This is a genomic window from Skermanella stibiiresistens SB22, from assembly GCF_000576635.1.
Lineage (GTDB): Bacteria > Pseudomonadota > Alphaproteobacteria > Azospirillales > Azospirillaceae > Skermanella > Skermanella stibiiresistens.
In genome coordinates, this window is record NZ_AVFL01000022.1 from 72,824 (window position 1) to 99,732 (window position 26,909).

Sequence of the window (26,909 nt, forward strand, 5' to 3'; positions counted from 1 at the left end):
TTTCGGAACTTCCCAACAAGAAGTGGTAGGATTTGGTTCCAGATCATCGATCACATCGGCGTGATCGGAAGTCCGGCGAAGATCCAGGCTCCCGACATGAAAAACGCGCGGCCATCGGTGGCCGCGCGTCATTTCACTGTACTTGACGTTTATTGGTTGGGGTGTGTCGTCAGACCTGCTTGACCTTCGGCTCGCGCTCCCAGAAGCGCAGCTTGCGGCAAGTGGTGATGAAGGTCTTGGCGTCGGCCGCCGACTTCAACTCGGTGAAGCCGCCGTCCATGTCGGCCGCCACGCAGGCCTTCTCCAGCAATGGCATCGCCGCCGCGTTATAGGCGATGAACTTGACGTGGGCGAAGGCGTCGGTGACGAAGTCGCGGGCGGTGGCCTCCTTCGACAGCAGCTTGGCGCCGTCGTCGGACAACAGGACCGCCACCGCGTCGTAGACCACGGAAGGAGCGCCATTGATCTTCTCGTCACCCTCGATCAGGGTGCCGTCGCTCGCCTTGACGCCGCCGACCATGGGGGTGACGAACTCCAGCATGGCGCCCTCGGCGGTGATGGCGTCCTTCAGGCCCTTGACCAAGTCGATGTCGACGCCATCGCTCAGCAGGATGCCGACCTTGCGGCCCTTGAAGGTGTCCGGTGGATTGCCGAGGATGCTGAGCGCCGGGGAGGGCGGCAGGTCCTTGGTCGGCCGGGCGGCGTCGGCCGGCTTCGGCATCGCCTCGAGCCGCAGGCCGGTCGCGACCTTCTGGGCCAAGCCCTGGTCGACGTTCAGCAGGTGCGAGACCATGCGGGCGCGGATCGCCACCGTCTTGACCTTGCTCAGCTCGAAGGTGAAGGCGTCGGCGATGTGGGTCTGTTCGACCGGCGTCTGGCTCTTGTAGAACTGGCGCGCCTGGCTGTAGTGGTCGGCGAAGGATTCCGGACGGATGCGCAGCTTGGGGCCCTGCTCCTCGGCCGGATAGGATTTGAAGCCGACATCCGGCGCCTCGCGCGGACCGCCGGCGGCGCCGCCCCAGGAATTCGGCTCGTAGTTGGCGCGGCCCTTCGGGTTGACCATCGCCATGTGGCCATCCTGCTGGAAGTGGTTGACCGGCCGCTTCGGCGCGTTGATCGGCAGATAGGTGAAGTTGGGGCTGCCCAGCCGCTTCAACTGCGTGTCCAGGTACGAGAAGTTGCGGCCCTGGAGCAGGGGATCGTTGGTGAAGTCGATGCCCGGCACGATGTTCTGGGTGCAGAAGGCGACCTGCTCGGTCTCCGCGAAGAAGTTGTCGACGCAGCGGTCCAGCACCAAGCGGCCGACGACGCGGATCGGCAGGATCTCCTCGGGGATGATCTTGGTCGAGTCCAGCACGTCGAAATCGAACTTCTCGGCGAAGTCCTCGTCGAACAGCTGGAGACCCAGCTCCCATTCCGGGAAATCGCCGGCCTGGATCGAGTTCCACAGGTCGCGGCGGTGGAAGTCGGGATCGGCGCCGTTGATCTTCAACGCCTCGTTCCAGACGACCGACTGCATGCCCAGCTTGGGCTTCCAGTGGAACTTGACGAAGGTCGACTTGCCCTCGGCGTTGACCAGCCGGAAGGTGTGGACGCCAAAGCCCTCCATGAAGCGGAAAGAGCGCGGGATCGTCCGGTCGGACATGGCCCACAGCGACATGTGGATCGCTTCCGGCGACAGCGAGATGAAGTCCCAGAAGTTGTCATGGGCCGTCTGCGCCTGCGGGAAGCCCCGGTCGGGCTCCTGCTTGGCGGCGTGGATCAGGTCGGGGAACTTGATGGCGTCCTGGATGAAGAACACCGGGATGTTGTTGCCGACGAGATCCCAGTTGCCTTCCTGGGTGTAGAACTTGACCGCGAAGCCGCGCACGTCGCGCGCCAGGTCGGCCGAACCCTTGTTGCCGGCCACGGTCGAGAAGCGGACGAAGGCCGGGGTCTTCTCGCCGGCGCGCTGGAACAGGTCGGCGCGGGTGATGTCGGACAGCGACTCGTAGGCCTCGAAGAAGCCATGGGCTCCGAAGCCGCGGGCGTGGACGACGCGCTCGGGGATCCGCTCATGGTCGAAGTGGAAAATCTTCTCGCGGAAATGGAAGTCCTCCAACGCGGTCGGGCCGCGATAGCCGACCTTGAGCGAGTTCTGGTCGTCGGAGACCGGAATCCCCTGCTGGGTGGTCAGAACCGGCACGTCGCCGCCGGCGACCTGATGGGTTTCGCCACCCTCTCCCCGGATGACTTCCTGGTCGGCGAATGTCGCGCTTTCGCGGCTGCTGGTGAGCCTGTTGTCCGGCATGTCTTGTGCCTTCTTCCTGAATTCGGTGTTCGCGCCTTGTCGTGGCGCCGAAAGTGAGGCGGGGGAATCCTCCGTCACGGGAGGCCATGGGCATGGGGGCCCACGGGATGGCTTGTGGCGGGGAGACCGGGTTCCGTTGCTCGCCCTGAGGAAACCCCTGGCAGCTTAGAATGGTTCCAGCGCCGAGACCGGATTGGGTAACCAGCTTCGGCCACTCTTCCGGCTTGCCGGGGCGGGGCTTGCCGGTATGCTGGCGCGCCATGACGACAGACCCGATCCCCGCCGCGACCGATCCCGTCGCGACCCGCCCGGCCCGTTCCCCCTCCCTGGCCCTGCCGGTCGCGGCGCTGGCGGGGGTGCAGGCGCTGGTCTCGTGCAGCCTGTTCGCCGTGCCGACCATGGCGCCGGTGGTGGCGTTGGATGTCGGCGTCGATCCGGCGACGCTGGTCGGTGTCTACATGGCGGTGATCTTCGGCTTGGGCATCGTGTCGTCGCCGGTCGGTGGCGATCTGGTGCTTCGGCTCGGCGCGCTGCGGGTGGCCCAGATTTGCCTGCTCGGCTGCGGCGTCGGCCTCGGCTTGGCGGCGACCGGCATCTGGTGGATGTTCATCCCGGCGGCCCTGGCGATCGGCTGCGCCTTCGCCCCCGAGACACCCGCCAGTTCGCACCTGCTGATGCGGATCTCGCCGCCCCACCGGCGCGGTCTGGTCTTCTCGCTGAAGCAGACCGGCAACCAGATCGGCGGGGTCGCCGGCGCCTTGGCCCTTCCCGCGCTGATCCCCCTGATCGGCTGGCGCGGTGGCTTGCTGGTCGTCGGCTGCCTGTGCGTCGTGGCGGCGATCCTGCTTGGCTCCCTGCGCGCCGTGTGGGAAACGCCGGTCGAGCGGCAGACCGGCACGATCCTCGTCCGCTATCGGCGGTCGATGGCGCTGGTCCGCGCCGACGCCCGGCTGCGGGCGCTGGCCCTGGCGTCCGGCGGCTATACCGTGATGCAGATCAGCCTGAACGCGTTCCTGGTCAGTTACTGCGTCGTGGAACTGGGCATGGGCTTGGCGATGGCGGGGGCGACGCTGGCGGTGGCCCAGATCGGCGGCCTGATCGGGCGCGTGTTCTGGGGGGCGGTGGGCGACCGTATCACCCATAAGCGGCGCGTGCTGGGACTGCTGGGATTCGCCATGGCCGTGGCGGCGGTGCTGACGGTCGGGGTCACCTGGACCTTCTGGCCCTTGACGGTCCTGAGCTTCCTGTTCGGTCTCACCGCCAGCGGCTGGAACGGGCTGTTCCTGGCGGAGGTCGCGCGGTTGGCCCCGGAGGGGCGGGTTGGCGAGGCGACGGGCGGCGTGCTGATCGCGACCTTCGTCGGCTTGGTCGCCGGACCGCCGGTGTTCGGCCTGCTGGTCCAACTGTCGGGAAGCTACGCTCCCGGCTTCATGGTGGCCGCGGCTTTTTGTGTCGCGGGCGGTGTGTTGTTGATGCGGCGCTGACACAAAGTATTAATCCTCCCCGAAGTATTATCGGGACGCGGTGTCGTCGCCGTCGTGGCTTCCGTTGCGTGGCTGGAGGAGGAGAGCGTCTTGAGCTTCAAGTTTATCGCTGTCGCCTACGGCATGCTGGGCGCCACGGCGGCGACCGGATTCTACATGCAAGGTGGTGGTGGTGGTGGCATGGGTGCCGGTGGTGCCGGCCATTCCGCCTCTCCGCCCAAGGTCGAGCGGGTCGCCAAGCTTGAGCTTCCGCCCAAGCTTGAACCCGCGGCACCGGCCGCCCTGCCCACGCCGGCACCCGTCGCGGCCCCCGCGCCGGAGATGAGGCCGGTGCCGGACGCGCCCGTGACCGTCACCGCCTCGGTGATGCCGCTGACCGCTCCACCGACGCCACCACCCCCACCGCCCGAGGTGATTCGGGAAGAGGCTCCGGTTCCGGTTACTATGGCGGCTGACCCGGTTCCGGCTCCTACTCCTGTCGCGAATACCGGTTTCGCGCGGGGTTATGTGCAAATCACCGACGCCATGACCGTCAATCCCTGGACCGGCGCTTGGTTGACCAGCGACGATCGTTCAATGGGCTATCTCACTGGTCCGGCCACGGTGCCGTCGACACCGGTTCCGGCTCCCGTCATGGTCGCCGAGGCTGAAAAGGCGCCAGTCGAACCGCCACCAGTGGAACCGCCGTCGGCCAAGGAGGAGGCGCCTGTCGTGGTCGCCCAAGCTTCGGCCGCGCCGGAATCCGCCGTGCCGCCTGTCGCGGTGCCGGTGACCGTCTCCAGGGTGGCGCCCGCCAAGTCGGAAACGGCACCAGCGACGGTGCCGGTCGCCCGTGCCTCCGTGATCGACCAGACGGCCCACGCCGGCCACAAGGCGGCGTCCGGTCCTTACATGGCGCACTTGGCGTCCTACCGGGACGAGCCGCATGCCTTGGCCGGGTGGAAGACCATTCAAAAAGCCCATCGCGATCTTCTGATCAACCGCTCTCCGGTGACGGTCACGGCGGAAATCCCGGGGCAGGGGACGTTCGTGCGTCTGATGACCGACGGCTTCACCCAATTGGCGGAAGTCTCCGAATTCTGCGGCGGTCTCAAGGCGGCGGGTCTGTACTGCACTCCCATGAAGGGCAAATAGGTCCAGGATCAGGTCATGAGCGGCATGTTTTCTCGCTTCATCATACTTCTACCGCTGGCCGCCCTGATGGCTGGCTGCGCTTCGGCCCCATCGAATTCCCCCCTGGCACAGCAGGTCGGCGCCTCGGTCGCGTGTGTCGACCAGATCGAAAGCCAACCCGCCTTCGCCCCGCTCCGCGCCAAGAGCGCGCCGCTGGGCGAGATGACATCCACGCAGTTGGGCGACACCACCAAGCCGACGGTGGAGGAGCAGGCGTTGGCGCGGGACTATCTCGGCGCCGTGTCGGCGTGCATCCCGCGCACCGACGCCATGCTCAACCCGCGAGACCAGGCGGCGGGCCGGGCGATTTTGACGACGTGGCACGAGCAGGAACAGCTCTATACCGCCCTGGCGTCCGGCCGGCTGACCTGGGGTCAGTTCAACCGCATGACCGAGGCGCTGGGCCGGCGGATGGACCGCCAGCTGCGCACCGCCATGGTGGCGTCCTCCGCTCCTTGAAGCTTGAGGGCCGGTTCAGCCGCCGCCGATGCCCTCGATGATCTTGCCTGTCCCGGAGCAGTTTTGGCAGGTGCCGCCGTTCAGCTTTCCGGTGCCCGAGCAGTCGGGGCAGATATCCTCGCCGGTGCCGGGAGTGCCGGCTGGGGCGTCGTCGCCGGGGGCCATTGGATCCGTCGCCATGTTCGCTTCTCCTGTCAGTGACGACTGCCATAACAGGCGGGGTCGGCGATTCGTCGCCACGGTCCCAGATCATTGGCCCAGATCATTCGTCCGAGGGAGGCACCCGCACGTCGCGGGCGTAGCTGAGCGGCACGCCCATGCGCTCCGTCCGGGCGATCACCGGGCCTTCCGTCTCGCTGTCGCAGGGCGCTCGAAGCTGGGTGATATAGAAGTCCGGGGTGATGCCATCGTCGTCGGCGTCGACCGCCTTCCAAGCCGGCGGCAGGTAATAGGCCGCCGAGAAGGTCGGGCCGCAGATCGCCACGGTGTGTGGTTCCCACAGGGCCGACGGGCCTTCGGAGGCGGTGATCTTGGCGACCATGGCGGTGGTCGTTTCGGCCAGCGAGTTGCTCCAGAAATCCATGTCGAAGCGGTCGGCCGCACCCGGCACGCCACCGACAAAGGCGTTGAAGTAGATGTACTCGTCGGGATGCAGCGCCACCATGACGCCCAGGTGATAGACCAGGAACCCGGCGACCGCCGACCACACGGCGATCCGTTGGGCGCGCGCCGGGATCAGCAGGCGGTCGAAGCGGTCCAACACCAGCCCGGCGATCACCGCCAGCAGGGGGATCAGGAACAGCACGTGCCGGATGTTGTCGTACAGCACGGCGTGCGAGGCGACGATGTAGGTTGGCGGAAACAGCAGCGCGAAGCCGAAGACCAGCCAGGGCAGGCGGGCGCGGCCGAGCCGCCAGACCCCCAGGACCGCGCCGATCACGACCAGCGGCACCATCGGTTCCGGCAGTTTGACCGAGAGGAAGCCGGGGATGTAGTACCAGGGCAGGGTGGTCGTGCCGACCCATGTGCCGAAGAAGGCGAAGTCGAACTCCATCGGGAAGTGGGAGAACTCGGCCAGCGCCTCCAGGGGGTTGGTGATCGGGTTCTGTTGCGCCCATGGCCACCAGACCAGCATGACGGTCACCGCCACCGGCACCACCGGCCAGACCGACCGGACGACGTGGCGCGCCGTCCTCGGCAGGCGGAGACGGTGCGCCGGGACGGCGGCCTCCAGCGCCAGGAACGCCGCCAGCACGAAGGCGAGGTTGATGAAGAGGATGACGCCGCCAACCCGCGTTCCCAACGCCAAGCCGATCGCGACGCCCAGCTTGACCACCAGGGCCAGCGGCGGGGTCGGCAGTCGGTGGGCCAGCCGGACCATGAAGTAGGTCGCCCAGGTCATCGCCGCCGCGAAGGGGATGTCCTTGGGGTTGTTGAACATCTGGCCGTACCAGTCGGGCACCAGCGCCAGCGACGCCGCCGCGAACAGGCCGGCGCGCGGTCCGCCCAGCACCCGCGCCAGTTTCCAGCAGCCGGCGATGCCGATGACGCCAACCCAGCCGTTCAGCAGGTGGCGAGTCTCGTAGACGCCGAACGGCGAGACCTTGTTGGCCAGCGAGGCCAGCGTGTCGAACAAGCCGCCGTACAAGTATAGATTGGAATAGGTCAGGGCGCCGTCGTCGGCGCCGCGGGTGGCGTACCACTGGACGATTAGGTCGCCGTAGGTGTTCTGCACGTCCTCGTCGAAGGTGACGCCGTAGTGCCGAAAGGTCAGGAAGACCGTCGCCGCCAACCCGGTGAAAAGCAGCCAGGCGAGACGGTCCCAGAGGGCCGGGATCGCGAGGGTTGCCGACGGTGCGCCGACAAGGGCGGTGCGGGATTCAAGGGTCGCCATGGATTGCCATGATCCGCGCGTGAGTCACTTGGTCGAAACCGACTGGAGCGTGGGTCGCCCGCGACGGCTTTTACATCATGTTCCAGGAGCGGGAACGTGAAATCCCGTTAATCTTCCCGTTTCAATTGGTCGCGGCGACGATCTCCGCCGAGGGCACGATGCCGTAGATGTCGGGAAGCACCACGACGCGGTCGTTCCGCAGCACCGCCGGCCAATAGACGAACCGGGTCGGCATCGGCTGCGCCAGCTTGATCCACCGCGTCTCGCCCGAGTCCACCCAGTTGGATATCCGTTCCGGGGTGAAGCCCGCCGTACCCAGCAGCGCCTCGGCCAGCGCCTTGGGGTCGGCGAGCCGGACGCAGCCGGAGCTGACGGCGCGGCGGTCGCGGTTGAAGACGCGGCGGTCGTTGGTGCCGTGCAGGTAGATGTCGTCGCCGTTGGTCAGGTTGAAGCGGTACCTGCCCAGCGCGTTGTGGTCGCCGGGGGACTGCGTGATCCTGACGCGCCACGGCGACACCCCCGTCCAATCGACGATGGCGGGATCGACCACTTGGCCGTCGAGCCAGACGGTGGCGTGGTCGATGCCGGGCTGGCCGGTACGCCGCAGGTTCGGCAGCTTGTCCTGCTTCATGACGGTCGGCGGCACCGTCCAGGTCGGGTTGACGATGACGTGGGTGATCGTGTCCGTCAGCAGCGGCGTCGGCCGCGCCGAGCTGCCGACCGCGGTGTCCATGGTCATCACCGTCTCGCCGTTCCGGACCAGATACAGCTCCTGCGCCGGCAGGTTGACCAGGACCAGCGTGCTAGGCGCGTTGGTTGCGAACTCCGTCATGCGCGACAGAGTCTCGCGGATCGAGGCGATCTCCTTGGCCGGGGTCAGGTTGAGCGCCGCCAACGTGGCGCCGCCGACCTTGCCGTCGGGGTTGAGGTCGCGCTCCGTCTGGAAGGTCTGGACCGCGGCCAGGACCAGATCGTCGAGGACGTCGCGCTCCGATCCGGGCTCCAGATAGCCAAGCTCGATCAGGCGGCGCGTCAGGTCGATCACCCGAGGATCCGCCATGCCCGGCTTCAGCACCGGCCCGCGCGGGATCGCAGTCACCGGCATGGCCTCGGCAGGGCTCGACTCGAGCGTCACCAGCCGGGTTTCCAGCGCCGCCGCCCAGCGCGCCAGTTCCTGGTCGAAGCCGCCGGCGCTGGCGGGCGTGGCGAGGAGGAGCATCGCCAGGAGCGCTGCCAGGAACGGAAAACGGCGGGGGATCATGCGGTCCACTCGGAACTGGGGGCTCGAAACATGCGGGTGACAAAGTGTAGCGCACCATGGCAGGTCGGCCATGGCAATGGCGTGACGGATGTCACTTCCTTCGGGGCGCTCGTTCGAGGGGCGGTTTTCCTCCTCCTTTGGAGATCACATCCGGGTTGTGTCGTGGCGCTTTATGCTGCAATACGTGCCGCGCGCGTCCTGTGAGGTCCCCCATGAAGCTTACCCACGTCCTTTCCGTCGATCAGTTCGACAAGGCGCTGATCGAAGAGCTGTTCTATCACGCCAACTGGATCAGCAAGGCGAAGGGGCACAGCATCAGCCACCTGCGCGGCAAGCTGCTGGCGAACCTGTTCTATGAGGCGTCGACCCGCACGTCGTCCAGCTTCTTCGCCGCCATGAGCCGGCTTGGCGGGCGGGTGTTGCCGATCAACGACGTGACGTTCTCCAGCGTGTCCAAGGGCGAGATCCTGGAGGACACGATCCGGACGCTGGCCTGCTACACCGACATCATCGTGCTGCGCCATCCCGAGAAGGGAGCCGCCGCCAGGGCCGCCGCCGTGTCGCCGGTGCCGATCGTCAACGCCGGCGACGGCGTCGGCGAGCACCCGACCCAGGCGCTGCTCGACCTGTTCACCATCCTGGCCGAGCAGGGCCGGATCGACGGGCTGAGCGTCACCATGATGGGCGACCTGAAGCATGGCCGCACGGTGCATAGCCTGTCGCGCCTGCTGGGCATGTACGACGTGACCATCAACTATGTCTCCCCGCCCGAGTTGCGCATGCCGTCCGATCTGGTCCGTCCCAGCGACCGCGAGATCGTGGAACTGGACGAGGTGCTGGCCGGCACCGATGTGCTGTACGTGACCCGCGTCCAGAAGGAGCGGTTCGAGTCGACCGGCGACTATCACTACGCCCTGACCGAGGACCACATGGCGCGGGCCAAACCGACCATGTCGGTGATGCACCCGCTGCCGCGCGTCAACGAGATCCCGCTGTCGCTGGACGCCGATCCGCGCGCCGCCTATTTCCGCCAGATGCAGAACGGTTTGTATGTCCGCATGGCGCTGCTGATGTACCTGCTGGGCTAGCGGGCGTCTGGTTTCGAAGGGCGTTCGCGGCGGCGGATGTGGCGGTCGAACAGCTTGAACCAGTGCGGCTTCCGCCGGCGCAGCCGGACGAACAAGCGCCGTGCGTCTGCCGAGTTGCGCAGCAGCATGACGACGCCGACCAGGGCCACCGGCAAGCCGAAGGGGCCGGGTAGGGGCGCTATCACGACGCCGGCCGCGATGATCGTCCAGCCCATGCCGATCAGCGCAAGTTGGCGCATGCGGGCAACGGACATCGCGGCCGCTTTCGGGGCCGTGTTGGGTCGCTTGGTCATCACGGGTCCGCTTTGTTAGTGGAGCGTGCGGCTCATGGCGAGCAGGCGCTGGCCCAAGCCGTTGGAAACCGGCAAGTCGAAACGGTGCAGCACTTCACTGACGACCGCCGGGTCGGGCCGCCAGCGAAACTCGCGGTTGAGCCGGCCACGAGCCTTGTGGGCGAATACCACCAGAGACTGCGGATCGAGTGGTGGCGCCACTTGTGAGCGCTGGTCGGCGCAGCTTTCGACCATCAGCCTGATCATCAGGTCGCGCTTGGAAACGTCGATGAAACCGTCGTTGTCGAAATAGACCTTGGTGAAGGCGACATCGGACACCACCGGTGTCAGATCCGGCGATTCGACCACCACCACGGACACCATCTCGACACAGCGGCCCGCCAGCCCGGCGATCGGGGCTATCCGGTCGTCGGCGCGGTCGAAATCCCGATGAGACAGCTCGATCAGGTCACCCGTCGATTGCCGTATCAGGTAACGGCGTCCCACCACCATGGCAGTCTCCCCACCCAAAAGAGCCGCCGGCATGGGCTCGGCGGCACGGTTTCAGGATACAGGAATCGGTCGCCGCCGCGAAGATGATTCCGGTTGAAAATTAGGGTTGGAGCCATCCTCCCCGGCGGACGCCTCGGGCGCCGCATGGGGCGGCGCGGCGGGGATCGCCTCCGGCTGGCGGACCAGCCCCTTGGCGAGCAGTAGGCTGCCATTGACCCTGGTCTCGCCGGTGACGACCACGGCGAAGGCCGCCCGCGCCCTGTCGTAGAAGCCGAACCGGTCGATGCGGCCAATCGTCCAGCGCGGCCCCTCGAACCGCTCGACGATCTCGATGAATTGGCGGCAGATCTCCGACTGCTCGACTTCACCGGCCACGTCGACCATCCGGGTGTAGGGCGTGTCGAGCATGTCGTCCAGCGGCATGACCGACAGGATCGCCTCCAGCGCGCGGGGCGCGTCGACGCCGTCCAGCCGGACCACTCGGGCGCCCAGCGACACGGCGGGAAAGTTCTTGTCCACCAGCGCCAACTCGTCGCCATGGCCCATGGCGGCCAGGACATAGAGCAGGTCGGCGTGGAGAAGAGGGTCGAGCCCCTTGAGCATGGTCGGTCCCTTCGCGCGCTGATTTGGTTCGGCGGAGTCAACCCCGCGGACCGGGCCGAGGTTGCACCGGTCAGGTGTTGCCCTTGGCGCCCTCCTGGGTGTCCCCTTTCGCGAGGTCGCGCAGCACGGTCTTCTGGATCTTGCCGGTCGAGGTTTTCGGCAGGCTCTGGAAGACGACGTGGCGCGGCACCTTGAAGTGGGCGAGGTGGTCGCGGCACCAGGCGATGATGGCGGCCTCGTCGACCGGTTCGGCACCCGGGGGAAGATCCGGCTTGAGGGTGACGAAGGCGCAGGGGGTCTCGCCCCATTTGGGGTCGGGCTGGGCCACCACGGCGGCCTCCAGCACGGCGGGATGGCGGTAGAGCGCCTCCTCGACCTCCAGCGAGGAGATGTTCTCGCCACCGGAGATGATGATGTCCTTGGAGCGGTCCTTGACCTCGATGTAGCCGTCGGGATGCTTGACCGCCAAGTCGCCGGTCAGGAACCAGCCGGTGCCGAGCGCGTCCGCCGTGGCCTTGGGGTTCTTCAGGTAGCCCTTCATCACCGTGTTGCCGCGCAGGCCGATCTCGCCGATCGTGGCGCCGTCGGCTGGGACGGGAGCGCCGGTCTCGGTGAACACGTCGACCCGGTCCATGGTTGGCAGCGGCACGCCCTGGCGCGCCTTCAGCCGGGCGCGGTCGCCCTGCGGCAGGTCCGCCCAGTCGATCTGCTCGGCGCAGATGGTCGCCGGACCATAGCACTCGGTCAGGCCATAGAGATGGATGACGTCGAAACCGAGCGACGCCATCGCCTCCAGCACCGCGCTGGGCGGGGCGGCGCCACCCGTGCCGGCGGAGACCCGCGGCCGGGCCGCCGCCTCACGGGCGAATTCGGCGCGGAGGCCGGCGGGGGCGTTGACCAGCATGTTCAGCACGATCGGGGCGCCGCACATGTGGGTGACGCCGTGGCGGACGATGGCGTCGAAGATGGCGGCGGCCTCGACCCGGCGCAGGCAGACATGGGTGCCGCCGGCGGCGGTGACGCCCCAGGTATAGGTCCAGCCGTTGCAGTGGAACATCGGCAGCGTCCAGAGATAGGCGCTCTCCGGCCGCAGGTTCAGGGTCCAGGCGTTGCCCAGCGCGTTGAGATAGGCGCCGCGGTGGTGATAGACGACACCCTTGGGGTTGCCGGTGGTGCCCGACGTGTAGTTGAGCGCGATGGCGTCCCATTCGTCCAGCGGCTCCATCCAGGCCGGTCCGGTCGGGTCGGTGCCGAACGCCGCGTCGGGATCGCCGCCCGCCAGGAAGGTCTCGTACTCGATGGCGCCCCAGCTGTGGGCCAGACTGTGCGGATGCCGGGCGTCGGGGTCTTCGATCTCGATCACCAGGATGTCGCGGCCCAGCCGCTCGATCGCGGCGGCGGCCGTTTCCCCCCATTCCCGGTCGACGATCAGCACGCGGGACTCGCTGTGCTCCAGGATGAAGGTGATGGTCGCCGCGTCCAGCCGCGTGTTGAGCGCGTTGAGCACGGCGCCCGCCATCGGCACCCCGTAATGGGCCTCCAGCAGGGCCGGGATGTTGGGCGCCAGGACCGCCACCGTGTCGCCCCGCCGCACGCCCGCCGCGATCAGCGCCGCCGCGAACCGGCGGGCGCGGTCGTAAAGCTGGGCGTAGCTGGTGCGCCGGTCGCCATGGATCACCGCGACCTTGCCGGGATATATGGCCGCCGCCCGCCGCAGATATCCCAGCGGGCTGAGCGGGACATGGTTGGCGGGGACGCGGCCGAGATCCTGTTCGAAGATCGACGGCGGGGTGGCGTGGCTCATGGCGGGGCGGTTCCTCTGGGTGTTTCTCATGAATCCCGTTTTCGGGACGGCCAGCTTACCACGTTGGCAGGATCGTGCCCTTGAAGCGTTCCAGGACGAACTCGCGGGTTTCGGGCGAGCGGTAGATCTCGATGTAGCGCTTGATCCGGGCGTCCTCGGCGCGGTCGCGGCGGGCGACCCAGACGAGGTTCCATTTGGACTTCTCGTCCTCCAGCACCAGCGACTTCTTCGGGTCCAGGCCGGCCAGGACCGCGTAGTTGAGCGTGATGATGGCGGCTTGCACGTCGTCCAGCGAGCGCGGCAGCTGGGCGGCGTCCAGCTCGATGAACTTGAGCTTGCGCGGGTTGTCGTTGATGTCGGCCAGCGAGGCGTCCAGCCCGACGCCGTCGCGGAGCGTGACCAGCCCGGCCTTCTCGATCAGGAACAGGGCGCGGGCGGCGTTGGTGGGATCGTTGGGGATGGCGACGGTGGCGCCCTGCTTGATGTCGTCGGCGCTGGTGACCTTGCTGGAATAGAGGCCCATGGGGACCACGATGCTGTCCGCCACCGGGACCAGATCGTAGCCGCGCTGCTTGATCTGGTTGTTGAGGTAGGGCACGTGCTGGAAGTTGTTGGCGTCGATGTCGCCATCGGACAGAGCGGCGTTCAACATGTTCCAGTCGGTGAATTCCACGACCTTGACCTCCAGCCCTTCCTTGGCGGCAGTCTTGGCGGCGAATTCCAGGATCTCGCCATAGGGGCCGGAGGAGACGCCGATCTTGAGCGGTTCCGCCGCGGAGGCCGGCGCGACGGCCAGGGCCAGCAGCCCGGCCATGGTCAGCAGCCCGGCGGCGGCGAAGTTCTTGAAAGCCCTGTTCATGATGTTTTCCCCATTTCTCAATTACGCGTTTTGAACTGTGCTTTCTGTCGGCGGTCACGCCGGTCATCGGCTCGGTTGGTGTGGAACTCGTATGATTCACATTGGAGAATGTCAAATACTTTGAAACCATCTTTGTGTCGCGGTGGTTTGACGCGGCTCGGCGGCTTCCGTATTGATCGGGAAGGTGACAGCGGCATCACGGTTGGGAGTAGGCGCGCGATGGGTATGGGTGTGGGTAGGGTTGTGGCCGTCAGCCTCGGCACGGGGCATCATTTCAGCAAGCCGGTCCAGGACAAGGTGACGCTTCTCGCCGGCCTGGGAGTGGAGGGCGATGCCCATATGGGCGCTACCGACCAGCACCTGTTCCACAAGCGGAAGAACCCGGACCAGCCGAACCTGCGCCAAGTCCACCTGATCCACGCCGAACTGCTCGACACGGTGGCGGCGGCCGGCTTCACCGTGGGACCCGGCGAGTTGGGCGAGAACGTCACGACGCGTGGCGTCGATCTGCTGGGGCTGCCGACCGGGACCCGGCTGCGGCTGGGTGGCGAGGCGGTGATCGAGGTGACTGGCCTGCGGAACCCGTGCGTTCAGATCGACCGGTACCAGAAGGGCCTGCAAAAGCAGCTGATGGACAAGGACGCGGAGGGCAGGCTGATCCGCAAGTCGGGCGTGATGGCGATCGTGCTGACCGGCGGTGTCGTCCATCCCGGCGACGTCATCCAGGTCGACCTGCCGCCGGAGCCGCACCGGGCGCTGGAACCGGTCTGACGCCGGGGCGGTGGGCAGGCGCCCCCCCCCACATGCTTACAAAATGTCATCATTCGTCATGATGGCGTGGGGTGGTCCGGCTGGAATGGCGGGGGCGGGGTGGCTTGCCCCAGGGCACGGAGGAGCGTTTCGGCCGGGCGGCCGATCGGGCGAAAGCGGGCATGACGGAGGCTCTTCGGTCGGTTGATCCGTGGAGGTTACGCTTTACTGGCTTGGATTACAATCCTATTGAGGATGAGTAGTCTGAATGGCTGGGGCATGCCAGCATCCCTGATCGAGAAAATCCGGGACATATTTAAACTGAGCGTGTTGCTGACGCTGGGTGACGACAACCCGAGCGGTATGATTGGCAGGCCATGGACAACGAAGCACCCAGAACCGACGATGCTGACGCTGTTCCTCCGAACTTCGCGACTTGGCCTCTGGGCGAAGTGATCCGGCAGTCCCATACGCCGACCGTCCTGACCAACCCAAGTCTGCCCGATAACCCGATCATCCTGGTCAACGAGGCTTTCCTGAGCCTGACCGGTTACGAGCGCGACGAGGTCATGGGGCGCAATTGCCGCTTCCTGGCTGGGGAGGAGACCGATGTGGAGGTCAGCGGCAAAATCCGCTTGGCCGTCCAGGAAAGCCGTCCCATAACCGCGACGCTGCTGAACCATCGCAAGGACGGCTCGCGGTTCTGGAGCGAGTTGCACATCAGTCCCATCCTCGACGAGACCGGCACGCTGGTCTTCTTCGTCGGCTATCAGCGGGACATCACGTGGAAGGTGGAAGCCGACGAGGCCCTGCGCGACGCGCACGCCGAAATCGGAAAGCGCCTGGCCGAACGCGAGGATCTGATCCGGGAGATCCAGCATAGGGTTCGCAACAACCTGCAAACCATCATCAGCCTGCTCCACCTGGAGCGGCGCCGCGGCGATCCGGCGGTGCGCGAGAGGGTCGGCGTCATCGCGCGGCGCGTGGGCGTGCTGGGCAGCATCCACGAACAGTTGGAGGCCTTCGGCAACTGGAACACCATCGACTTCGGGCGGCATCTGCGCGAGACCAGCGCCGCGTTCGCCAACCTGTTCGAGGACACGGTCGCGATCGAGGTCGACGCCGATCCGTTCATCTGCGATGTCCAAACGGCGGTGTCCCTGGGGTTGATCACAAACGAGCTGATCTCCGCCCAGTTGGATCTGGTATCGAGGGGTGACGCGTCGCGGCGGGGCGAGATCCGGGTTGTCTTCAGGCATCGGGAAGACGCGGGAGTGGTCGAACTGACGGTCAAGATCGTGGGTGCCGGAACCATCCCGCGGTTGGTCAGCGATGCCCTTCAGCCAAGCGACATCGTCGACGCGCTGGTTGAGGGGATCGGCGCCGAACTGGTTCTCGATGGTGGCGAGACCCCGACCATGATGCTTGTCGTGCCGGCGCGGAACCTCATGACCGAGCGTTAGGATAAACGCCCTTGCTCCGGCGGGTTTTCCCCTGCGGGGTTTGTCGGGGTGGGGTGGACTGTTGGCGGGCGGGTGGCGGAGAATGCCGACGCGATGGATGACTTTGCCATCATAACCTTGGCTACCGCCGTATGGATCGGAGCGATTCGACGAAGTTGGACCCCCTTGGCGCACGTTCGTAGACGACTTTCGACGCTTCTATCCCTATTATCGTTTTGTTATCTTCAAAGAGTGTGTGTTGTATTTGCGGAACGTGCGAGTTCACCAATATAAGAAGACATCCGAAGTGATTATCAATGCTAAATTAAGTATCCGGTATCGTTTGTTTCCGCGCCAGTGCGATTGGCTTCTTATCTAGGCGGTCACTGAATTTGGTCGATGGGTGGTGGGGTACGGATGTGGCGGGAAACTTCGACGGCGGAGACCCCTTCGATTTCCCTTAAGCTATCGAACACATCGCTTTCGATCAGTCCAGTGACAGTCCCGGTCAAGGGCATCTCCTGCTCAACCTGTAAGCCGGCTCGGCGACACGCACGGATCACTTCGTCAAACTTGTCCATTTTGTCGTCAGCTATCAACACATTCACGGTGATTTTGGGCATGGATAACACTCCCGACTTTTCATGAGTGGAATCAGTGATGCACCGGCAGCAACGTACCCGCGTGGCATCGCCTAAGCAGATGCCACGCGGGAGTTTTCCTGTGGCGGACAGCGACGCGTCTCAGGGCGCTTGTACAAACCCCGCGCCGACATCGCGGCTAGGTAAACCCAGACGGCGCGCCGTCTGTGCCAGTACCTGTAACAACGCCCGTCCGCGAGCGTCCGGGTCCGCCTCAGCGACCAGCGCCGCGATACCAGCTACGTGCGGGGTAGCCATGCTGGTGCCCCGGAGTCGACGATACAGGGTTGGCCGCGGCCATGAAGAGTAAACGTCGACTCCAGGTGCTGCGATGTCGACCTGACCGCCATCTGGATTCAACCCGCCGCACGAGAATGAAGCAACTTGACCCTGGGCGTCGACCGCACCAACCGCCATGATCGATGGACAATTGGCCGGATGCCCGACAGGGGCAATGAATCCCGGCCGTTCGCTTTCATTACCGGCAGCCGCGATAATGACGGTACCGGCAGCCAATGCCCGACTGGCTACCCGCTCGAAAATCCGGGAAAAAGTCTGTCCGGTTCCGACTGGCGCACCAAGCGACATGGAAATCACCGCGCATCGGTTGCGTATTGCCCATTCGATACCTTGCAGGATACCTCCATCCCGGCCACTACCTTGGTTGCTCAGTACCTTGCCCGCATAAATCTCGGCATTGTGGGCGATACCGTAACGGGGCAGTGTGCTGGGCTGGCGTGAGCCGCAGGCCGTGCCAATGCAGTGGGTACCATGGCCGTGACCGTCCTGGGCTTCCTCGCCTTTGATGAAAGACTGGGCCACAATGCGACGGCCTAGAAAGTCAGGATGCTGGAGATCCATGCCGGTATCCAGAACGGCCACCCGGATGCCACGGCCGCTGTACTGCGAAGCGGTCACTTTGGTTGATTGTAGACCCCAAGTGTACTGGGACTCGTCAAGCGCGAGCGCGGCTCCCTGCGAGGTTTCCATTTGGGTATCACCAACTATGCTCGTAACGAGATGGTTGATGGCGTCACGATAACCTAGAAGGTACTCAAGCGATCCAGGCGAGTGTTCCACCGGACCATGCCGCAGCATGGGCGGTGGCAAGTCGGATATCGCATGGTCCTGCAGAGCATAGACAACTCGCTCGGCCTCAATGGCGAGAATGCCCGATCCCTCCTCAGCGGCAGCTAAACTTAGCGATTGTATCTGGTCCGGCGGCGTATTGACCACGGCGACGCCCAATTCCTGCAAAAGGATGGCATCGGCGTCACCGACTTTTTCAGGGTCGATCATGCCTTCGGCAAAATCAGCCGTGCTTGTGACGCGCATCCCTGCGATATTGGTCAATGCCTTGCCGCCCGCCTTGGACTCCTCTGAGCGCAACAGGACGAGGTAGCGGCCTGTCGTCCCTGGAATTGGAACATCCGAGCGGTCTTCTCCCCCCGATGAACCACCATCATCGCCTTCTCGCGTTCGCTTGGGCATGGTAATCCTCCAGTGTATTTTGACGTTCAGTCAGAAATCTAGGGATTTATCACCAAGTAATCGACAGATAGACGAATTGGGGAATTCCAATCGATATCCAGCCAGATACCGACTGAACCATTTGCTGGCGCAACATTGAACAGTGTATATTTAGCTGAGCCGAGAAATTTCCCTCCTCCTGGCGCTCCTTCGCCAATTGAGACAAAAACTCTCGAGTTGGCTGTGATGGCGCCCCAGTTTAATGTAAGTCTTTGTCCATGATTCCGGTCACCCCAATCGTGACGATAGGTGAAGCCTGTTCCGCTGAGATCCGCCGGCCTCACTCCTGTGCCCGCTTCCTTGCCAAAAGAACGGACCTCCTGCTCAATGACCTCATGTGTGTCTTCATACGCAAGTCCTGAGAAAGGAGAAGATGAGTCAGACTGCCTATTCTGGTCCATTTGAGGTATCCTTTGCTGGTTGAGCTTGGTGGATTGATGGATTGCGAATTCGTCACTGAAGCAGACCCGGAAATTTTAGTATCTTGTAACAGTTCGTGTATTTCTATTATGTTTTATGCTTGGGTTGAGATGAGCGCATCTTTCCAAGCAGGCAAGGTGTTTTGATTCTCAGAAGTCTTGATTGGGAGTCTGGTTTCAAAGACAACTCTTCAGCCCGTCTTTGTCATCATTGTTGTAGCATGATATGAAGCCTTGTGAAAGACTTCGATGCATCTACTTAGGTCAATATACTCTCGGTTATCATACAAAAGCGAGATTTGGCATAGACTAGAATTTTAAACTGATTTAGTTTCTATTAATATAAGTCAGTCTAAATTGTGATATCCCTTCTGATGATGGAGATCGTGCAAAGGTTCAGGTGCTGTTTACTCAATTATCAGCTACGGCATTGATCTGGCGGATTGTTTCGTTCAGGATTATAATATTGATAATTCATGAAGAGCGCGACTACACGATCTGTTTGGGCTTTCCTGGTTAGCGACGCGACAATGCACTCGATCGAGAACAAGCCGACGGCCCATCGAGGCAAAAACTAAAGGGTCGGAATAGTTTATCGGCGGGCGGTTTTGAAAGATGCTGGCGAACTGAAAGCGTGATCGACACAGGCGATCCGTTCGATGTTCCCGTCGGCGATGGGCGCCAGGATCATTGACGGCACCATGGTCCCCCGGATCACCAGAAGTTACCAAAACACTCGCAGGCAGCGACTTCAGTCAGGGCAGGCGGGACGGCCTTGGCGGTGCCGGCGCGGCGTGCCAGTCGAGGGTCGAGCCGGAATGGCGGCCGGGATGTTCCGACGGGCCCACGCCGTTCCCAACGCTGGATCAGATTTCGGCCTCCAGCGCGTCGAAGGCTTCGTGCAGCAGGTCGATGATGGGGCGCTTGCCGCCCTCGCGGCTTAGGGTGTCGGACGCAAGGCGCATCGCGCCGACCGCCAGCATGGCGAGCAGCCTCAGTCTGGTTTCGCGCTGCGGGTCGGGCCAGCGTTCGCGTAGGGCCTCGAACAGCGCCTGTTCGTGTTGGACATAGCTCGCTTGCTTGCGGGCTTGGACGGTTGGGCTGGACCGCATCAAGCGGTCGATGACGATCATGTCGTCGGCGGGGATGGTCGCGCAAACTTTCACGATGGCGGCGCGGATCGCGTCGAGCGGGCGCGTGTCCGGCGGCGTCTCCCGCAGGGCCGCGACGATCATGTCGCCCAAGCCGCTTTGCAGGGAGAGCAGGATGTCATCCTTGGACTTGAAATAATAAAAGAAGGTCCGCCGGGAAATGCCGGCCGCCGCCGCGATGTCGTCGAGCGTGGTCGCGTCATGGCCCTTTTCGATGAACAGGCGGATCCCGGCATCGGTGATGCGCCGCAGCGTCTCACGGCGCTTGCGCTCACGCAGACCCTCCCGCGGCGCCCCCTGCGGACCCTCGGGGGGAGCGTCCGGCTTGCCGTTCGCGCTCATCCCACCCGTCGCTCCGCTCCGCTTTTCCAGGCCGCCTCTCCCTTCCGCCACGTCCATCCACCCGCCGGGCAAACCTGCCCCTTGAAAATTACACTGAGTGCGATAATATTTTACACCAAGTGCGGTTTTTTGAAAAGGCGTGATCATGGCCAAATGGACGGCATCCGACATTCCCTCCCAGCAAGGCCGCTCGGCCGTCGTCACGGGCACTGGGGGACTTGGCTTCGAGGATGCGCTGGCTCTGGCGCGGGCGGGCGGCGATGTCATCATCGCGGGACGCGGTTCGGAAAAAGGCGCCGCCGCGGTCGCGCGGATCCGCGAGCGGGTGCCTTCGGCCAAGGTTCGGTTCGAACCGCTCGACCTCGCCAGCCTTAAGTCCATCGCGGCGTTCGGTGACAGGATGCGCGGCCAGCGGGACAGCCTCGATCTCCTGATCAACAACGCCGGTGTGATGGTGCCGCCCCAGCGCCGGGAAACGGCGGATGGATTCGAGTTGCAGCTCGGCACCAACCATCTCGGCCATTTCGCGCTGACCAGTCAGTTGATGCCGCTGCTCCGCAAGGGCAGGGATGCGCGGGTGGTCAGCCTGTCGAGTGTCGCCGCCCGGAGTGGCGCGATCGACTTCGGCGATCTCAACGCCGAAACCCGCTACAAACCCATGGCGTCGTACAGCCAGTCGAAACTCGCCTGCCTGATGTTTGCCCTGGAGTTGCGGCGGCGGAGCGAGGCCGGCGGCTGGGGCGTCACCAGCATCGCCGCCCATCCCGGCATCGCGCGCACCGATCTCCTCCACAACGCCCCAGGCCGCTGGAGCGCTCCCGGCCTGGCGCGGACATTCCTGTGGTTCCTGTTCCAGCCGGCGCCGCGGGGCGCGCTGCCGACGCTGTTCGCCGCCACCTCCCCGGAGGCGATAGCCGGAGCCTATTACGGTCCGGACGGGCTGGGCGAGACGCGCGGATATCCGGCGTTGTCGAAGATTCCGGGCCAAGCTTTGGACGAGGCGGCCGCCGCGCGGCTTTGGGAGGTCTCCGCGAGTTTGACCGGGAGTCGTTTCGGGTAGTGGGGCGAGGCAGGATATTGATTGGCCGTTGCCGCGAATCGTTGGGCTGAAACGAGAGCGGCTTCAGGGGGCCGGCGTGATCGTGATGCGTAGGCCCAGTGCCTCCACCACACGGCGGATCGTGTCGTAGCGAGGTTGGGCGTCATTCGTCAGGGCCTTGTACAGGCTTTCCCGGCCCAGCCCAGTCGCCGCGGAAATCTGCGTCATGCCGCGCGCTTTCGCGACATGTCCAAGAGCTTCCAGAAACGCCCCAGGGGAATCTTCTTCCAATGCGGCGTCAAGGTACTCGGCGATGCTGCTTTCGTCCGTCAGATAGTCGGAAACGTCGAACTCGCGGAACTCCATGGCTCATTCCTCCTTGATTTGACGAGCTATCTGTCGGGCACGGTCGATATCACGCTTCTGCGTGGATTTATCGCCACCGCACAGCAACAGGTATATGGTTTCTCCTCGACGTGTGAAGTAGACCCAGTATCCGGGGCCAGTGTGAACGCGCATTTCGCTCACGCCTTCGCCGACAGGTTCGCAATCTCCGAAATTTCCGGATTGGGCATTGGCCAATCGCCTCAGGATACGGGCGCGTCCCTGACCATCTTTGAGGCTGGTTAGCCAAACGTCGAATTCATCCGAGCGCTTCAGCGTGTTCATTCTGAATATGTATCCAGTAGGATACTAATCTGTCAAGGGATGAAAGCTTTCCGGAGGGGGGAGGATGAGGTCCCTCTACCGCCGGGGCCAAGGTGCCATGTGCGAAATTGATGGGATGACGCTGGTGATTGCCGTGCTTAAAGTTGGGAACCGCAAGGAGATCCACCGATGAACACACTCCCTATTCGTCCCATCGCCCGTCCCATCACCCGTCCCATCGCCGAAACAGCGGATAGTGTCACGTTGAGCAGGCACGACTTCGAAGCTTTGGCCGAGTTGGTCAATGACGCGCGGGACTTGGCGGACGCCGACGCGGTGAAGGTGCTGCTGGAGGCGGGTGAAACGGATACGTTCCCCTTCTCGGTCGCGGAGCGCTTGCCGGATGGGGAACATCCCACGACCGTGATGCGTGGGTATCGAGGGTTGACGTTGCGCGGATTGGCGGAAGCGGCGGGGATATCGCCGTCATACCTGTCGGAAATCGAAGCAGGCAAGAAGCCGGGCAGCTTCGACGCGATGGCGCGTATCGCCGCATCGCTCCGTGTGCCGCTGGACCTTCTCGTGCGGTCGTGATCGATGATTGGGAAGGGTGTCGCTTCGCGTACCCACACCGGGATTGGGCGATCAGCGGCACCATGGCTGCCAAGACCTTGGCGGGTGCTGCATAAGACTGGATCGGAGCGACCCGAGGACATTGGACCATGCCCCAGACCCATCCGCCAAGTCCCTCCTATCCGACATTCGACCAGCTACGGTCCCGCCGTCTGGCCGAGCGGCGCGATGTCGCCATCGCGGCGGCAGTCGTTCCGGCGTTCAACGACGAAATTCGGGAGTTTGGCCGCACCGCGCTGAAATGGGAGGCGGTGAAGATGGTTTGATACCAACGGGCTTTAACATTGACTTGTGGCGGCCCTAGCGTGGACGCGGCCGGGGGCCGCGTCCACGTCAAGCGGTATCACTGGCCACAATCAGGTGCCGTCGGTTTAATTCAACCGTAGGTCGGGTAGAGCGTAGCGGCACCCGACAAAGCAGGCGAGTTGGTGTCGGGTGCCGCTTCGCTCTACCCGACCTACAAATCACGACAAAATGCACTCTGGAGTTGTGGTCCTTCGACATTGGTTCCGCTGGTCAGTCGGGGACGTGGCGGACGGCGCCCTTGGCGGCGCTGGTCGCCATGGCGGCGTAGGCGCGGAGTGCCGTGGTGACCTTGCGGGGGCGCTTCTCGGCGGGCTTCCAGGCGGCTTCGCCGCGCGCTTCCATGGCCTCGCGGCGGCGGGCCAATTCGGCGTCGTCGACCGCCAACCGCATCTTGCGGTTGGGGATGTCGATCTCGATCCGGTCGCCGGTCTCGACCAGCCCGATCAGGCCGCCCTCCGCCGCTTCCGGCGAGACGTGGCCGATCGACAGGCCGGAGCTGCCGCCGGAGAAGCGGCCGTCGGTGACCAGGGCGCAGGCCTTGCCCAGCCCCTTCGACTTCAGATAGCTGGTGGGGTACAGCATCTCCTGCATGCCCGGTCCGCCGCGCGGTCCCTCGTAGCGGATGACGACCACGTCGCCCGGCGTGACCTTGCCGGTCAGGATGCCGCTGACGGCGGCGTCCTGGCTCTCGAACACCACGGCGGGGCCGGAGAAGACCAGGATCGACTCGTCGACGCCCGTCGTCTTGACGATCGAGCCGTCCTCCGCGAGGTTGCCGTAGAGCACCGCCAGCCCGCCATCCTGGGAGAAGGCGTGGTCGGCGGAGCGGATGACGCCCGCCTCGCGGTCGAGGTCGAGGCTGTCGTAGCGGCGTTCCTGGCTGAACGCCTGCTGGGTCGGGACACCGCCGGGGGCGGCGGCGTAGAACTCGCGGACGCCGGTGCTTTCGGCCTGGGCGATGTCCCATTGGGCGATGGCGTGGCCGAGCGTCGGAGCGTGGGTCGAGCCGACCGAGGTGTCGATCAGGCCGGCGCGGTCCAGCTCGCCCAGGATCGCCATGATGCCGCCGGCGCGGTGGACGTCCTCCATGTGGACGTCGGATTTGGATGGGGCCACCTTGCACAGCACGGGCACCCGGCGCGACAGCCGGTCGATGTCGGCCATGGTGAAGTCCATCTCGGCCTCGTGGGCCGCCGCCAGCAGGTGCAGCACCGTGTTGGTCGAGCCGCCCATGGCGATGTCCAGGGTCATGGCGTTCTCGAACGCGGCGAAGCTGGCGATGGCGCGCGGCAGCACGCTGGCGTCGTCCTGCTCGTAGTGGCGGCGGGCCAGATCGACGATCAGGCGGCCGGCCTCGACGAACAGCCGGCGGCGATCGGCGTGGGTCGCCAGCATGGAGCCGTTGCCGGGCAGCGACAGGCCCAGCGCCTCGGTCAGGCAATTCATCGAGTTGGCGGTGAACATGCCGGAGCACGAGCCGCAAGTCGGGCAGGCCGAGCGCTCGATCACCTTCATGTCCTCCTCGGAGACCCTGTCGTCCGCCGCGGCGACCATGGCGTCGACGAGATCGAGCGCCAGTTCCTTGCCCTTCAGCACGACCTTGCCGGCCTCCATCGGGCCGCCGGAGACGAAGACGACCGGGATGTTCAGGCGGAGCGCCGCCATCAGCATGCCGGGCGTGATCTTGTCGCAGTTGGAGATGCAAACCATGGCGTCGGCGCAATGCGCGTTGACCATGTATTCGACCGAATCGGCGATCAGCTCGCGCGACGGCAGCGAATAGAGCATGCCGTCATGCCCCATGGCGATGCCGTCATCCACCGCGATCGTGTTGAATTCCTTGGCGACGCCGCCGGCCGCCTCGATCTCGCGCGCCACCAGCTGGCCGAGGTCCTTCAGGTGCACGTGACCAGGCACGAACTGGGTGAAGGAATTGACCACGGCGATGATCGGCTTGCCGAAATCGGCGTCCTTCATGCCGGTGGCGCGCCATAGGCCGCGGGCTCCGGCCATGTTGCGGCCATGGGTGGTGGTGCGGGAACGATAGGCTGGCATGGATGTAGTCCTGTGACCCTGCTGGAATTCGGCCTCGGAACCCCGGCCCGTCTTGGCTGGCGGGCTTGGGATCCGGAGGGCGCGATTGTGCTCGCTGGGCGGTGCCGGCGCAAGCGCGGGTGAGCTTCGGCAAACCTGTTGGGAGCGGCTGGGCTTCCGCCTAGTATGGCCGCGACGACGGGCCGAAGCCGGGAGAGGGCTCGGATCAAGATTAGGAAAGGGTGTGGGATGGGTTTGACCGAAGGGCGCTTCACCGAGGGACTGCGTGACGGGGCGGAGCCGCATTGGACGCGGATGACGACGCACCGCTTCGCGCGGGAGTTGGGCGACGGCACGCTGGATGACGCGGTGGCGGCGCGCTATCTGGTCCAGGACTACGCCTTCGTCAACAGCTTCGTGGCGCTGCTGGGGAGCGCCATCGCGGCGGCGCCGTCGATGCCGTCGAAGCGGGAGTTCGCCCAGTTCGCCGCGGCGGTCACCGCCGACGAGAACGACTTCTTCCTGCGCTCGTTCGAGGCGCTGGACATCCCCGAGGCGGTGTGGCGGACGCCGGACTTGGGGCCGGTGACGCTGGACTTCATCGACATGCTCGAGGGCGCCGGGCGGAGCCGGAGCTATCCGCATATCCTCAGCGTGCTGGTCGCGGCGGAGTGGAGCTATCTGACCTGGGCAAAGTCCTGCCCGGCGACGCGGCCCGACCGGTTCTGGCTGGCCGAATGGATCGAGCTGCACGCCATTCCGGAGTTCGAGGCGTTCGTGACTTGGCTGAGGGAGGAGACCGACCGGGTGGGCGCCGCGGCGGACCCTGAAACCCAGGCGCTGATGGCCGGCAACTTCCGCCGCATGATGGCGCTGGAGGAGGCCTTCTTCGACGCGGCTTATGGCGGATAGAATCCAGGCGGGGGAGCAAAGGGATCGGCCGGTCGATAAAATGTCGCGGAGAGAGATCGCGGCGTTGCCGGCAGGTATGGGCGCGCTTGTTTTGTTCTCCTCCGCTTCATTTTGTTCAATGCTGCCATGAAATGGAACGAGAGACTGTGTTCGTTGTTAGGGATCTGTTATCAAGATGGGTGGAAGAGACCTGTCGATAAACGTTCCCGGTCGCCGTGGCCGGGGCTAACCACTTGAAAAACGGTCAGGAAATCTTATCTGTAGTCTGTTCGTCGAGGCCGGAGGGGCTGTTTTGAATCGACGAACTTTCCCGGAAATCCCGACCTGAACGTCGTGGCGCGGATCGAACCAGCGAGGTGTGGCTCATTCCAGGGCCACTCCCGGATGGGGCGATATTTTTCGTGCCGGACGGTTTGGGGTCAGGGTGGGACATTTCGACCGAAGAGGAGGCTCGACGAATGACGTTGTTGAATATCGCGCAAGCCGGCGGCATGACCCGCTACCTGGACGAGGCGAAGCGTTTTCCCATGCTCAGTCCGGAGCAGGAACGCGACCTCGCCACGGCTTGGCGCGAGCGGGGCGACGAGGAGGCGCTGCGGTTGCTGACCGGCAGCCATTTGCGGCTGGTCATCAAGATCGCGCGCGGCTTCGCCGGCTATGGGCTCCCGGCTTCCGAACTGATCGCGGAGGGCAATGTCGGCCTGATGCAGGCGGCGCAGAAGTTCGATTCGGAGCGGGGCTTCCGATTCGCGACCTACGCGATCTGGTGGATCCGGGCGGCGATCCAGGAATACATCCTGCACAACTGGTCGATGGTCAAGATCGGCACCACCGCCGCTCAGAAGAAGCTGTTCTTCAACCTGCGCCGCCTGAAGGGCCGGATGGAGGAACTGGAGCAGGGCGACCTGTCGCCGGCCGCCGTCACCACCATCGCGACGGAGCTGGATGTGGCGGAGACCGAGGTGGTCGAGATGAACCGGCGTCTGTCGATGGGCGACAGCTCGTTGAACGCGTCCATTGGGTCGGAGGGCGACACCGACTGGATGGACATGCTGTCGGACGACAGGCCGACCCAGGAGTTCATCGTCGCGGAGGCCGACGAGTTGGCTCTGCGCCGACGCTTGCTGGGCCAGGCGCTGGAGAAGCTGAACGATCGCGAGCGGCAGATCCTGCTGGAGCGCCGTCTGGCCGAGGAGCCGGCGACGCTGGAGGTGCTGGGTGAGCGCTACGCCGTGTCGCGCGAGCGCATCCGGCAGATCGAGGCGCGGGCGTTCGAAAAGCTCCAGAAGGCGGTGCTCAACGCCGCTCAGACGCTGCGGAAGCCCGCCGGCCACGCGATGCTGGCGGTCTGAGCCGACGGTT

At 64.8% G+C, this 26,909-nt stretch carries 27 protein-coding genes; 11 read left to right on the top strand and 16 right to left on the bottom strand.

Annotated features, from left to right (window positions below):
• Positions 1-169: 169 nt before the first annotated feature.
• Complete coding sequence (gene katE, locus N825_RS24760; protein WP_037458040.1) at positions 170-2,290, bottom strand: catalase; 2,121 nt, start codon at positions 2,288-2,290, stop codon at positions 170-172.
• A gap of 260 nt (positions 2,291-2,550) precedes the next feature.
• Between katE and N825_RS24765 the strand changes: the two genes are divergently transcribed.
• The 3 genes from N825_RS24765 (at position 2,551) to N825_RS24775 (ending at position 5,406) form a co-directional block, all read left to right on the top strand.
• Entirely contained in the window at positions 2,551-3,774 is a 1,224-nt protein-coding gene (locus N825_RS24765; RefSeq protein ID WP_051512963.1) for an MFS transporter, read from the top strand.
• A gap of 90 nt (positions 3,775-3,864) precedes the next feature.
• Positions 3,865-4,908, top strand: coding sequence for a hypothetical protein (locus N825_RS24770; protein WP_157619523.1), 1,044 nt, complete (start codon positions 3,865-3,867; stop codon positions 4,906-4,908).
• Positions 4,909-4,923: 15 nt separating this feature from the next.
• On the top strand, positions 4,924-5,406 hold the full coding sequence (locus N825_RS24775; protein ID WP_037458042.1) for a hypothetical protein: 483 nt from the start codon (positions 4,924-4,926) through the stop codon (positions 5,404-5,406).
• A gap of 15 nt (positions 5,407-5,421) precedes the next feature.
• On the opposite strand, the gene N825_RS39850 is transcribed toward N825_RS24775, so the two are convergent.
• The 3 genes from N825_RS39850 to N825_RS24785 form a co-directional block, all read right to left on the bottom strand.
• Positions 5,422-5,586 carry a hypothetical protein gene (locus N825_RS39850; RefSeq protein WP_198038884.1) on the bottom strand — a complete coding sequence of 55 codons (165 nt, stop codon included), beginning with the start codon at positions 5,584-5,586 and terminating at the stop codon, positions 5,422-5,424.
• A gap of 82 nt (positions 5,587-5,668) precedes the next feature.
• Positions 5,669-7,300 (bottom strand): ArnT family glycosyltransferase, encoded by a 1,632-nt coding sequence (locus tag N825_RS24780; protein ID WP_051512965.1) that lies wholly within the window; start codon positions 7,298-7,300, stop codon positions 5,669-5,671.
• Positions 7,301-7,421: 121 nt separating this feature from the next.
• Positions 7,422-8,561 (bottom strand): L,D-transpeptidase family protein, encoded by a 1,140-nt coding sequence (locus N825_RS24785; protein ID WP_051512966.1) that lies wholly within the window; start codon positions 8,559-8,561, stop codon positions 7,422-7,424.
• 212 nt (positions 8,562-8,773) lie between these two features.
• On the opposite strand from N825_RS24785, the gene pyrB reads away from it, so the two are divergent.
• A complete protein-coding gene (pyrB, locus tag N825_RS24790) occupies positions 8,774-9,649 on the top strand; it encodes an aspartate carbamoyltransferase (RefSeq protein ID WP_037458043.1) in 876 nt (291 codons plus the stop codon).
• On the opposite strand, the gene N825_RS24795 is transcribed toward pyrB, so the two are convergent.
• The 5 genes from N825_RS24795 to N825_RS24815 form a co-directional block, all read right to left on the bottom strand.
• Positions 9,646-9,942: a PGPGW domain-containing protein gene (locus tag N825_RS24795; RefSeq protein WP_051512968.1), complete on the bottom strand. Its 297-nt coding sequence runs from the start codon at positions 9,940-9,942 to the stop codon at positions 9,646-9,648. The two genes, pyrB and N825_RS24795, sit on opposite strands and share 4 nt — an antisense overlap.
• Positions 9,943-9,957: 15 nt before the next feature.
• Positions 9,958-10,434 (bottom strand): hypothetical protein, encoded by a 477-nt coding sequence (locus N825_RS24800; protein WP_063833921.1) that lies wholly within the window; start codon positions 10,432-10,434, stop codon positions 9,958-9,960.
• A 51-nt stretch (positions 10,435-10,485) separates the two neighbouring features.
• Positions 10,486-11,037, bottom strand: coding sequence for an RbsD/FucU family protein (locus tag N825_RS24805; RefSeq protein WP_051512969.1), 552 nt, complete (start codon positions 11,035-11,037; stop codon positions 10,486-10,488).
• A gap of 70 nt (positions 11,038-11,107) precedes the next feature.
• The gene (locus tag N825_RS24810; protein ID WP_037458045.1) at positions 11,108-12,841 is read right to left on the bottom strand and encodes an AMP-binding protein; all 1,734 of its coding nucleotides are present in this window, start codon (positions 12,839-12,841) and stop codon (positions 11,108-11,110) included.
• A gap of 55 nt (positions 12,842-12,896) precedes the next feature.
• A complete protein-coding gene (locus tag N825_RS24815; protein ID WP_051512971.1) occupies positions 12,897-13,700 on the bottom strand; it encodes a MetQ/NlpA family ABC transporter substrate-binding protein in 804 nt (267 codons plus the stop codon).
• Between the two features lie 219 nt (positions 13,701-13,919).
• Here N825_RS24815 and N825_RS24820 point away from each other — a divergent pair, with 219 nt between their 5' ends.
• Both N825_RS24820 and N825_RS36895 read left to right on the top strand, forming a co-directional pair.
• Entirely contained in the window at positions 13,920-14,471 is a 552-nt protein-coding gene (locus N825_RS24820) for an MOSC domain-containing protein (RefSeq protein WP_198038885.1), read from the top strand.
• 356 nt (positions 14,472-14,827) lie between these two features.
• Positions 14,828-15,913 carry a PAS domain-containing protein gene (locus tag N825_RS36895; RefSeq protein ID WP_084165042.1) on the top strand — a complete coding sequence of 362 codons (1,086 nt, stop codon included), beginning with the start codon at positions 14,828-14,830 and terminating at the stop codon, positions 15,911-15,913.
• Between the two features lie 362 nt (positions 15,914-16,275).
• Here the strand turns inward: N825_RS36895 and N825_RS24830 are convergent, their stop codons facing one another.
• The 4 genes from N825_RS24830 to N825_RS24840 form a co-directional block, all read right to left on the bottom strand.
• The gene (locus N825_RS24830; protein ID WP_037458048.1) at positions 16,276-16,515 is read right to left on the bottom strand and encodes a type 2 periplasmic-binding domain-containing protein; all 240 of its coding nucleotides are present in this window, start codon (positions 16,513-16,515) and stop codon (positions 16,276-16,278) included.
• 120 nt (positions 16,516-16,635) lie between these two features.
• Complete coding sequence (locus tag N825_RS24835) at positions 16,636-18,024, bottom strand: S8 family peptidase (protein WP_084165043.1); 1,389 nt, start codon at positions 18,022-18,024, stop codon at positions 16,636-16,638.
• A 38-nt stretch (positions 18,025-18,062) separates the two neighbouring features.
• Entirely contained in the window at positions 18,063-18,464 is a 402-nt protein-coding gene (locus N825_RS40430; RefSeq protein ID WP_245613226.1) for a hypothetical protein, read from the bottom strand.
• 884 nt (positions 18,465-19,348) lie between these two features.
• Complete coding sequence (locus N825_RS24840) at positions 19,349-19,975, bottom strand: TetR/AcrR family transcriptional regulator (protein ID WP_051512994.1); 627 nt, start codon at positions 19,973-19,975, stop codon at positions 19,349-19,351.
• 145 nt (positions 19,976-20,120) lie between these two features.
• Here N825_RS24840 and N825_RS24845 point away from each other — a divergent pair, with 145 nt between their 5' ends.
• Positions 20,121-21,035, top strand: coding sequence for an SDR family oxidoreductase (locus tag N825_RS24845; RefSeq protein WP_037458189.1), 915 nt, complete (start codon positions 20,121-20,123; stop codon positions 21,033-21,035).
• A gap of 63 nt (positions 21,036-21,098) precedes the next feature.
• Here the strand turns inward: N825_RS24845 and N825_RS24850 are convergent, their stop codons facing one another.
• Both N825_RS24850 and N825_RS38085 read right to left on the bottom strand, forming a co-directional pair.
• Positions 21,099-21,380: an addiction module antidote protein gene (locus N825_RS24850; RefSeq protein ID WP_037458050.1), complete on the bottom strand. Its 282-nt coding sequence runs from the start codon at positions 21,378-21,380 to the stop codon at positions 21,099-21,101.
• Between the two features lie 3 nt (positions 21,381-21,383).
• Positions 21,384-21,683, bottom strand: coding sequence for a type II toxin-antitoxin system RelE/ParE family toxin (locus N825_RS38085; RefSeq protein ID WP_037458052.1), 300 nt, complete (start codon positions 21,681-21,683; stop codon positions 21,384-21,386).
• Positions 21,684-21,851: 168 nt separating this feature from the next.
• Here N825_RS38085 and N825_RS24860 point away from each other — a divergent pair, with 168 nt between their 5' ends.
• Together N825_RS24860 and N825_RS39125 are read left to right on the top strand one after the other, a co-directional pair.
• The gene (locus N825_RS24860; RefSeq protein WP_051512977.1) at positions 21,852-22,256 is read left to right on the top strand and encodes a helix-turn-helix domain-containing protein; all 405 of its coding nucleotides are present in this window, start codon (positions 21,852-21,854) and stop codon (positions 22,254-22,256) included.
• Positions 22,257-22,384: 128 nt separating this feature from the next.
• Positions 22,385-22,561, top strand: a complete 177-nt coding sequence (locus N825_RS39125; RefSeq protein ID WP_157619524.1) for a hypothetical protein — start codon at positions 22,385-22,387, stop codon at positions 22,559-22,561.
• A gap of 250 nt (positions 22,562-22,811) precedes the next feature.
• Here the strand turns inward: N825_RS39125 and ilvD are convergent, their stop codons facing one another.
• Entirely contained in the window at positions 22,812-24,656 is a 1,845-nt protein-coding gene (gene ilvD / locus N825_RS24865; RefSeq protein ID WP_037458055.1) for a dihydroxy-acid dehydratase, read from the bottom strand.
• A gap of 228 nt (positions 24,657-24,884) precedes the next feature.
• On the opposite strand from ilvD, the gene N825_RS24870 reads away from it, so the two are divergent.
• Both N825_RS24870 and rpoH read left to right on the top strand, forming a co-directional pair.
• On the top strand, positions 24,885-25,547 hold the full coding sequence (locus N825_RS24870; protein WP_037458056.1) for a TenA family protein: 663 nt from the start codon (positions 24,885-24,887) through the stop codon (positions 25,545-25,547).
• Between the two features lie 458 nt (positions 25,548-26,005).
• Positions 26,006-26,899, top strand: a complete 894-nt coding sequence (gene rpoH / locus N825_RS24875) for an RNA polymerase sigma factor RpoH (RefSeq protein WP_037458058.1) — start codon at positions 26,006-26,008, stop codon at positions 26,897-26,899.
• Positions 26,900-26,909: the final 10 nt, after the last annotated feature.

Bases quoted from the DNA above. Each gene is read 5' to 3' on its own strand.
- N825_RS24810 (WP_037458045.1), bottom strand. From the start codon at position 12,841: ATGAGCCACGCCACCCCGCCGTCGATCTTCGAACAGGATCTCGGCCGC.
- N825_RS24870 (WP_037458056.1), top strand. From the start codon at position 24,885: ATGGGTTTGACCGAAGGGCGCTTCACCGAGGGACTGCGTGACGGGGCG.
- N825_RS24780 (WP_051512965.1), bottom strand. From the start codon at position 7,300: ATGGCGACCCTTGAATCCCGCACCGCCCTTGTCGGCGCACCGTCGGCA.
- N825_RS38085 (WP_037458052.1), bottom strand. From the start codon at position 21,683: ATGAACACGCTGAAGCGCTCGGATGAATTCGACGTTTGGCTAACCAGC.
- N825_RS24805 (WP_051512969.1), bottom strand. From the start codon at position 11,037: ATGCTCAAGGGGCTCGACCCTCTTCTCCACGCCGACCTGCTCTATGTC.
- N825_RS24845 (WP_037458189.1), top strand. From the start codon at position 20,121: ATGGCCAAATGGACGGCATCCGACATTCCCTCCCAGCAAGGCCGCTCG.
- N825_RS36895 (WP_084165042.1), top strand. From the start codon at position 14,828: ATGGACAACGAAGCACCCAGAACCGACGATGCTGACGCTGTTCCTCCG.
- N825_RS24785 (WP_051512966.1), bottom strand. From the start codon at position 8,561: ATGATCCCCCGCCGTTTTCCGTTCCTGGCAGCGCTCCTGGCGATGCTC.
- N825_RS24860 (WP_051512977.1), top strand. From the start codon at position 21,852: ATGAACACACTCCCTATTCGTCCCATCGCCCGTCCCATCACCCGTCCC.
- N825_RS24775 (WP_037458042.1), top strand. From the start codon at position 4,924: ATGAGCGGCATGTTTTCTCGCTTCATCATACTTCTACCGCTGGCCGCC.
- N825_RS39850 (WP_198038884.1), bottom strand. From the start codon at position 5,586: ATGGCGACGGATCCAATGGCCCCCGGCGACGACGCCCCAGCCGGCACT.
- N825_RS24830 (WP_037458048.1), bottom strand. From the start codon at position 16,515: ATGCCCAAAATCACCGTGAATGTGTTGATAGCTGACGACAAAATGGAC.
- N825_RS24815 (WP_051512971.1), bottom strand. From the start codon at position 13,700: ATGAACAGGGCTTTCAAGAACTTCGCCGCCGCCGGGCTGCTGACCATG.
- katE (WP_037458040.1), bottom strand. From the start codon at position 2,290: ATGCCGGACAACAGGCTCACCAGCAGCCGCGAAAGCGCGACATTCGCC.
- N825_RS24800 (WP_063833921.1), bottom strand. From the start codon at position 10,434: ATGGTGGTGGGACGCCGTTACCTGATACGGCAATCGACGGGTGACCTG.
- ilvD (WP_037458055.1), bottom strand. From the start codon at position 24,656: ATGCCAGCCTATCGTTCCCGCACCACCACCCATGGCCGCAACATGGCC.
- N825_RS24765 (WP_051512963.1), top strand. From the start codon at position 2,551: ATGACGACAGACCCGATCCCCGCCGCGACCGATCCCGTCGCGACCCGC.
- N825_RS39125 (WP_157619524.1), top strand. From the start codon at position 22,385: ATGCCCCAGACCCATCCGCCAAGTCCCTCCTATCCGACATTCGACCAG.
- N825_RS24795 (WP_051512968.1), bottom strand. From the start codon at position 9,942: ATGACCAAGCGACCCAACACGGCCCCGAAAGCGGCCGCGATGTCCGTT.
- N825_RS24850 (WP_037458050.1), bottom strand. From the start codon at position 21,380: ATGGAGTTCCGCGAGTTCGACGTTTCCGACTATCTGACGGACGAAAGC.
- pyrB (WP_037458043.1), top strand. From the start codon at position 8,774: ATGAAGCTTACCCACGTCCTTTCCGTCGATCAGTTCGACAAGGCGCTG.
- rpoH (WP_037458058.1), top strand. From the start codon at position 26,006: ATGACGTTGTTGAATATCGCGCAAGCCGGCGGCATGACCCGCTACCTG.
- N825_RS24820 (WP_198038885.1), top strand. From the start codon at position 13,920: ATGGGTATGGGTGTGGGTAGGGTTGTGGCCGTCAGCCTCGGCACGGGG.
- N825_RS24840 (WP_051512994.1), bottom strand. From the start codon at position 19,975: ATGAGCGCGAACGGCAAGCCGGACGCTCCCCCCGAGGGTCCGCAGGGG.
- N825_RS40430 (WP_245613226.1), bottom strand. From the start codon at position 18,464: ATGGACCAGAATAGGCAGTCTGACTCATCTTCTCCTTTCTCAGGACTT.
- N825_RS24835 (WP_084165043.1), bottom strand. From the start codon at position 18,024: ATGCCCAAGCGAACGCGAGAAGGCGATGATGGTGGTTCATCGGGGGGA.